This window comes from Mesorhizobium waimense (genome assembly GCF_003601975.1).
Classification (GTDB): domain Bacteria; phylum Pseudomonadota; class Alphaproteobacteria; order Rhizobiales; family Rhizobiaceae; genus Mesorhizobium; species Mesorhizobium waimense.
This window is the reverse complement of sequence record NZ_QZWZ01000012.1, coordinates 190,922-197,415: the sequence shown is the minus strand read 5'-3', so window position 1 is coordinate 197,415 and position 6,494 is coordinate 190,922. Positions and strand designations below refer to the sequence as shown.

The 6,494-nt window shown below is 60.4% G+C and carries 4 protein-coding genes and 1 pseudogene; 4 read left to right on the top strand and 1 reads right to left on the bottom strand.

Going from position 1 to position 6,494, the window contains the following annotated elements; genetic code table 11:
* Positions 1-118: pseudogene (locus D3227_RS17520) on the top strand (IS630 family transposase); the annotation flags it as partial.
* 110 nt (positions 119-228) lie between these two features.
* On the opposite strand, the gene D3227_RS17515 reads toward D3227_RS17520, so the two are convergent.
* A complete protein-coding gene (locus D3227_RS17515; protein ID WP_120015332.1) occupies positions 229-1,668 on the bottom strand; it encodes a caspase family protein in 1,440 nt (479 codons plus the stop codon).
* A 422-nt stretch (positions 1,669-2,090) separates the two neighbouring features.
* Between D3227_RS17515 and D3227_RS17510 the strand changes: the two genes are divergently transcribed.
* The 3 genes from D3227_RS17510 (at position 2,091) to D3227_RS17500 (ending at position 6,464) form a co-directional block, all read left to right on the top strand.
* Positions 2,091-3,185, top strand: a complete 1,095-nt coding sequence (locus D3227_RS17510) for an autotransporter outer membrane beta-barrel domain-containing protein (protein WP_120015331.1) — start codon at positions 2,091-2,093, stop codon at positions 3,183-3,185.
* A 243-nt stretch (positions 3,186-3,428) separates the two neighbouring features.
* Positions 3,429-4,313, top strand: coding sequence for a helix-turn-helix transcriptional regulator (locus D3227_RS17505; RefSeq protein WP_245451783.1), 885 nt, complete (start codon positions 3,429-3,431; stop codon positions 4,311-4,313).
* Between the two features lie 135 nt (positions 4,314-4,448).
* The gene (locus D3227_RS17500) at positions 4,449-6,464 is read left to right on the top strand and encodes a TonB-dependent siderophore receptor (protein ID WP_245451782.1); all 2,016 of its coding nucleotides are present in this window, start codon (positions 4,449-4,451) and stop codon (positions 6,462-6,464) included.
* Positions 6,465-6,494 lie beyond the last annotated feature (30 nt).

Here is a 6,494-nt window from a genome sequence, read left to right as displayed (position 1 = left end):
ACAGAAGCGAACCATCGCCGATACCTGGCGACACATCGGACACCTCGTCGCCACCATAGAACCCGACGAATGCTCAAACTACTTCAACAACGCCGGATATGCTTCCGTCAAAACCTGAAAGGCTCTAGAAGCAGTTCCAAGAAAAGTGCGCAGCGGTTTTCCGTCCGGAATTGCGTAAAAACAAATACTTTAGAGCGAGGCAGCGTTTCTATCAAAAGCTGAACCGCTCTAGAACACGCCACCTATACCGACACCGCCACTGATGTCGGGCGGAGGAGGTGCGGGACGCGAGGCTTGCGGCTTCGACGCTTTGCCGGCCTTGCGGTTGGTTACCGCCTTGCCGCGCGCCGGAGCCAGACCTGAGGAAACTTTCGCCGGCTTGGCCTTCACAAGCACCGGGTCCTTGCAGACCCTGCCGGAATGCAGGAACAGATCGCTCAGAAGCTCGACCGTGGGTTCAGTCGTCGATGCTGTCTGCCTGGTGTTCTTGTAGTAGTTGGTGACGGCGCGGACAGAACCCTTGCCCCAGCTACCGTCAATCGTCGTCCGGTAGCAGCCCAGGCGGCGCAATTCCGTCTGGATGCTGCGTGCGAGATCGGTTGCTTGCTCCTGGTCGGGCTCTCCCGACTTGCCGACGATCAGCGTTTCGAGGCCGGAGACGACGCTTTGCCGCGCGCCCTCGAGGCTGGCCATCTGAGTGCCGACGGGCTTGGCCGGTGCGGCTGACGGTGGCGAAATCTCAACCGATCGCAATGTCTGCCCGACGATGATCACCGCGGTCTGCAGATCGTTGGACGCCAGCTCGATCTGCAGTTTTTCCTTGGCGACCGGATCCGACAGAATGCGCGACAGGCTGGCGCTGAGCTGAGCCGGGTCGAGCTCCTGCTGCTCCGTGAAATAGAACTGCTCGCGCAGGTTCGATTGGTCCCATGGCACCTGGCGGCCAACAGTCAGTGCTTCGGTCTCGTTGCGCACCCGGATCATCATGTCCGAAATGCTGAGCCCTGGAATCTCGATGCTCTTCAACAGAGCCGTGGTGAAGGGGCTGTTGTCGCCCGCCCCGTCGACCGTCGTGTTGCCGGGCTGCGTTGCGAAGGCGACAAACGTGTTTTCGCCGACCTCGACTTGAGCGAGACCATCCATGGCGCTCGCGCCTTTGCCCATGGGATTGTTCCGGCACGCATCGAGAAAAATGAACGTCTGCCGCTGACGGCTGGCAAACCTCGAAATCACGTCATTGAGCCTGACCGCGCGCGCGGTCAGCTCTGCAAGGTTTTGAGCATCGGGGGTATCGACCGGCAGCAGATAGTTTTCGCCCTGAAGCTGTACCCCGTGGCCGGCGTAGAAGATCAGCACGGCATTGCTGCCGGCGAGCTTGCCGTCGGCTTCTCGGAAAAGCCTGGCAAATCCGTCGGACGAAAGATCCGTTCCTGTCAGCACATCGAAGTTCAGCCTTTTCAGGCTTTCCGAAAGCCTTGTCGCGTCGTTGCCGGCATTCGCCAGATGGGGAAGGTGCGTGCTTTGATAGTTGGAATTGCCGATGACGATCGCCAGCCGTTTGCCAGGCTGCGGCGACAGTTCTTCCACGACCGCGGCCTGAGCGCCGATCGATCCGAACAATGAAACCAGCAGAACTGCCACAATGCGCAGGAAGGGACCGTAGGTCATGTCACGAGCTCGTTTCAGCATGCGACAATCTTCGAGTCACCGGAGTGTCCACCAGCCTGACGCCGTCCCTCTTCGTGCGCCGAAACCAGTATCTCCGAAGACAGGGGTAATTTTTACACGAGAAACCATCCTGAAGGAAGGCGGCGTGGCACGGCACACTTTCGACCAGTGCGTGCGCATTGTCCTCAACGCAGTCGAGCACAACCAGAGGGCGGCTCCTCGGCCATCCCGGCATGCCGGGGCCAGCGCTTCACACGAATCCATATGCTCGCTGGACATAAGATGGTATGCTCCTTGCCAATAAAGGAGCGATTGTTGCTCTCACATCTGCAGCAGTCAGTGACGTACTTCATAGTTCATCCGCGAACCGCATGCCCTGATATTCAAGTCTGATATCGCAAGCAGCCAAGGAAAAGGGGACAATGAAAGTAGAGAATTGGCTTCTGCGCCTGTGCACGGCGAGCGCGTTCTCGATCGGCACCGGCCTCATTTTCGTGCCCTCCACGGCGAACGCCTGCATCCTCGACAGCGAGGGAACCTTTCTCGACACGAGCTGCTATATTGGCGGCGCGGCCAACAGCGCGATCGTCGACACGTCCTTGGATGCGCTTGGCAACATTGTCGACGACATAGTCGATGCAGATGTCAGCCCCGCCAAAATAGCCCCCCCGGCCCAGGCCGCGCCATTCGGTGTTTTCGCTTCCGGCCAGCTCGCCCATACCGAGCATGACGGTTTCAGGATTTCGAACAGCATCGATACGTTCGACGGACCACATTTCGACGTCGATGAATTCTCCGCTGCCGTCAGCGTGGACTTCAATGCAGCGAAGCATTTCGGCTTCGACAATGAGCACGGCCTCAACCTCGGCCTGTTTGGCGGCTATGCCTCGGCCGCGGTAGACGTCGACGCCTTCGGCTTCTCGAGCGGCGGTGAGGCCACGAACAGAAGCGGTATGTTCGGCGGCTATGGGCTTTATCGTCACGGCACAAGCTATGTGCTCGTGGCCGCGTCGGCGTTCCTCGGCAACACGGACGTCGACCGCTCCGGCACGTCAGGAAGCTACGACACGCAAGGCTATGCGGTGACCGGATCGGTCGGCCGTATCTTCAATCTGACCGATCGCGTGCGCCTTGACCTGCGCGGCGGATTGTTGGGTGTCACGTTTACCGGTGATGCCTACACGGACGACTCCGACACGGATTTCGGAGAGAGCCGCTTGTCGTTTGGCGCGGTCAAATTCGATCCCGGAATCTATGCCGATTTTCAACTCGGGAACGGCATGGTGATCAGTCCCTATGCACGAGCAGATATCCAGCAGCGCTTCGGTTACTCGAACACGGCCAGCGTTGAAGGCGTGGAAAGCGAGTTCGACGATGCGGACCTCTCCGTGGCGTTGTCCTCGGGCTTCAATCTCAAGATGACGCAGGCAACCACGCTCAGCAGTGAAATTCGCGGCAAGTGGTCTGAAGACAGCTCAACCATCAGCGGCAAGCTGGGCTTGAAGATCGCGTTCTGACATTCAACAAAGACCGTTGGTTGTGCCCGGATCGAACCTGTCTTGAGCACCAACTCGTTGCGGTGTTGCACCGCTCGACTGTTCGAGATGGACCTCGCCGGACGCACGGGAAGGAGGCAGGTGCCGGCTGCGGCCACGCCGTAGCCGCCTCAGGCTGCCCCCCGAAACCGTTCCGCGAAAAACTTGATCATTTTCATCAAGAAATATACTGAGGCGGAGTCTTCGATCAGATGAGGGGAAAGCGTGTCCTTCCTTCCGCGCATGGAAAGCCGCATTCAGGGATTTTCCGTCATTGGCGGTTTGAAATGCCACGTCTGGGACGGCGCGGTTGCCGACCTCTGGGATGTGTCGTGCGCAGACCGGGCCGAGGGCTTCTATGTCTCTCCCGACCCCCGGCTGTTTGTCGCGCTCGATGTAGATGGCGACGGCGCCTTCTTCGTCGAAGGGGCCAAGGGCGAAGCGCGCCGCCACGACCGGGCCTTTTCCATGGCCTACATTCCGGCCGGCGTGCCGATCCGTGGCCGGGTCGAGGGACTGCGCCGGATTAGGCATCTCGACCTGCATTTCGACGCGGAAACCCTGACGCGCCGCTTCGGCCGCGGCCTCGATGGCGACGCCCTGCACGTGTCGCGCTTCCAGTTTCGCGACGACCGGATCGCCACGCTTGCCGGCCTGATCGCCGCCGAATGCGACACTGGCCAGAAGCTGCATGATCTCTATGGCGAGGGCCTGCTCAATGCCTTGTTCGCGAGCCTTTTCCAGATTGACCAGCCAGTCGCCGCGCGGCGGCGGGCGCCATTGTCCCGCCGCAAGCTGCGCCTGGTCACTGACTACATCGACGCGCATTGCCTCGACAGGATCCGCCTCGCCGACCTCGCCGCCCTGGCCGGCCTGTCCGAGACCGCTACGAGCCACGCCTTCAAGGCGGCGACGGGCGTGCCGCCGCATCGCTGGCAGATGCAGGCGCGGGTTGGCAGGGCACAGGCGATGATGGCGCATGATGCCGCCTCGCTCGGTGATATTGCCGAGGCGACCGGGTTTTTCGATCAGGCCCATCTGACGCGGGTGTTCAAGTCGGTCGTCGGAGTGACGCCGGGCGCCTGGATGAAAAGCGCCGGCCGCGAGTGACATTTCCGCAACATGACGCCGCGATGTCCGTCGTTTGGACAAGAACCGACAAACTGCCCAAATCCATCCAATGACCCGCAGATAAGTTGAGATAAATGATCAAGTATCTCAATTTCGACAGGCGGAACCTTCCTTATGAGCAGAACTTACCGGATGAAGTCGCTTCTCGCTGGCAGCGTCGCCGCTCTCGCGATGCTCCCGCCGATGGCCGCATTCGCGCAGACCGTGCAAACCGGCACCCAACTCGAACCGGTGCTGGTCGAGGGCGAGGCGGGAGACGGCGCGACCGGGCCGGTCGACGGCGTCGTCGCCAAGGAGACGACGACCGGCTCCAAGACGGCGACCGATCTCAAGGACATCCCGCAATCCGTCTCGGTGATCGGCCGCCAGGAAATCGATGACCAGGGCGCGCAGAAGGCCGACGAGGCGCTGCGCTACACCGCCGGCGTGTTCGCTCAGCCTTTCGGCGCCGACAGCGACACCAACTGGATGTTCATTCGGGGCTTCCAGGCGACGGACACAGGCGTCTACATGGATGGGCTGCAGCTGTTCAGCTACGGCTTCGGCGGCTTCTATGTCGACTCGTTCGGATTGGAGCGCATCGAGGTGCTGAAGGGCCCAGCCTCGGTGCTTTATGGCGGCAGCAATCCGGGCGGTCTGGTCAACTATGTCAGCAAGCGGCCGGATTTCGAACGCAAGCGCTATGTCGAAACCGGCGTCAACGACGCCGGCAATGTCTATCTGGCCAACTACACCCACATCGACGAAAACCACAATGGCGGCAGTTTTCTGCCTTATGACGGCACGGTGACGGACCGGATCGTCAACGGCGTGAACTACGGCCGCATAGACCCCGACGCCAACTTCACCGAACCGAGCATCGATCTCTACAAGCGCGAACAGGGCTCGATCGGCTACGAGTTCGAGCACACTTTCGAGAATAACTGGACGGTGCGCTCCAATGCCCGCTTCACCGCTTCCGATATCAATGAGGTCAATGTCTATCCAAATGGCTGGGCCAGTGCGACCCAGCTGGCGCGCGTCGAATTTGGCCATGATACCCAGGCCAAGACCTTCCTCATGGACAACCAGGTCGAGGGCAAGGTGGAGACCGGCCCTATCGAGCACACGTTGATGGCCGGCATCGACTACAAATACTACAACATCGACCAGGTGCAGTCGTCCGCGCTGTTTGGAACCACACCGCCAATCGACGCCTTCGACCCTGTCTATGGCGCGCCGCTGACGCCGCGCGTCAGCTACCTCAACCAGGACCTGACGCAGAAGCAACTCGGCTTCTATGCACAGGACCAGCTGCGCTTCGGTGATGGCTGGCTGGTGACGCTGAACGGCCGCTATGACCGTGGCTGGCTCGAAGCCGACAATCGCCCGACATATTACTCGGCGAGTTCCAGCACGCAGAACAGCACTGTTGGCGATTTCTCCGGCCGCGCCGGCCTCGCCTATGAGTTCGCCAACGGCGTAACGCCCTATGTCAGCATCGCTACCTTCTTCAACCCCATCATCGGTACCGACGCGAACGGCAACCTGTTCAAGCCGGAAGAGGGCGTGCAATACGAGGCTGGTATCAAATACGTGCCGACCTTCATGGATGGCCTGTTCACCCTGTCGGTGTTCGACTTGACCCGTCAGAATGTGCCTTCGAACGTTAGTCTGTTCACACAGCTGCAAACCGGCGAGGTACGCTCGCGCGGCGTGGAACTGGAAGGCAAGGTGAACGTCACCGACGATTTCCGGGTAACGGGTGCGTTCACCGCTTATGACATCGACATTACCAAGGACATCAACCCGACGCTCATCGGCAAGACGCCCTTCATCGTGCCGGAGGTAATGGCTTCCGCCTCTGTCGACTATACTTTCCGCGGCGACTGGTATGACGGCATCTCGATCGGCGCCGGCGTGCGCCATCTCGGCTCCTCATGGGCCGACCATGCGAACACAAACAAGGTGCCAGCCGTTATGCTGGCCGACTTGAAGCTTGGCTATGAAAGGGAGAACTGGGGCGTCGATCTCAACATCACCAATTTGTTCGACAAGACCTATGTCTCCGGCTGCCAGACCACCACCGTCGTCGCGTGCTCGTACGGCGAAGGCCGGTCGTTCAAGCTGAAGGCGCATACCAGCTGGTGACGACCCAAGGAGGAAGCCGGCGACGAGCCT

Bases quoted from the DNA above. Each gene is read 5' to 3' on its own strand.
- D3227_RS17515 (WP_120015332.1), bottom strand. From the start codon at position 1,668: ATGACCTACGGTCCCTTCCTGCGCATTGTGGCAGTTCTGCTGGTTTCA.
- D3227_RS17510 (WP_120015331.1), top strand. From the start codon at position 2,091: ATGAAAGTAGAGAATTGGCTTCTGCGCCTGTGCACGGCGAGCGCGTTC.
- D3227_RS17500 (WP_245451782.1), top strand. From the start codon at position 4,449: ATGAGCAGAACTTACCGGATGAAGTCGCTTCTCGCTGGCAGCGTCGCC.